This is a genomic window from Moraxella sp. (assembly GCF_024227015.1).
In the GTDB taxonomy this organism is placed as follows: domain Bacteria; phylum Pseudomonadota; class Gammaproteobacteria; order Pseudomonadales; family Moraxellaceae; genus Moraxella.
The window spans coordinates 1-722 of the sequence record NZ_JAAELD010000049.1; the positions used below are offsets into that span (position 1 = coordinate 1).

General features: G+C 48.3%; 1 protein-coding gene. It reads right to left on the reverse strand.

Annotation, left to right across the window (positions count from 1 at the left end; genetic code table 11):
* Position 1: 1 nt before the first annotated feature.
* Positions 2-722, reverse strand: a 721-nt coding sequence (locus tag GY683_RS00910) for a transposase (RefSeq protein WP_297286960.1), incomplete at its 5' end; no start/stop codon positions are given.

Below are 722 nucleotides of genomic sequence, written 5' to 3' on the forward strand. Positions count from 1 at the left end.
ATTAAGCAGTAACAAGTTGTTCGGTTGCTAAGGGTTTGACTTTATAACCCATATCCTTAAGAGCCTTTGTATAATATTTTAATCGACGGTTATTGAATTGGGTCTCATATGCCTTCGCACCGATATCGATGTAGGTTTGTCCATAGCAGACCAAGCGGTAAATAATCTGAGCAAGCTTGCGAGCGGTGGCAAAAACTGCCACGGAAGCACCTTTGCGTCTGGAAATGCGCCGGTAAAATGCACCGAGTGCTGTTTTGGAGTTGCGAAGTGCTAATGCCGCCATGCGAAGGGCGGTAGCCACCCGCGAGGTGGTGGTGCCTTTTATTTTGCTGGGGACTTTTTTGCCGGCGCTGATAGACAAATTGGGTGCGAGTCTTAAATAGGAAACAAAGTGACCTTCATCTGGAAACGCGCTAAAATCAAGACCCAGCTCGCTGATGACCACAGCCGCGGTATCCACTCCAATGCCGTCGATGGTTGTCAGATCAAAACCAGTGAGCTGATACAAGGCTTGACGCATAGGCTCTTGACCTTTTTTGGCAATGTTCCTGGATTTGGATTTTGAGGCTGGAGGTGGCGCGGATTGATCATCGTCAACACTAGGCTGCAGCGTCTTGATATAGGCGGATATCTCAGCGTCGTAATCGGTCACTATTTGGCAAAATTGGTCGTACATCTTCAAAGCCTGACGAAGGTTGAAAAGATGCTCCGGGCGCCAGTTG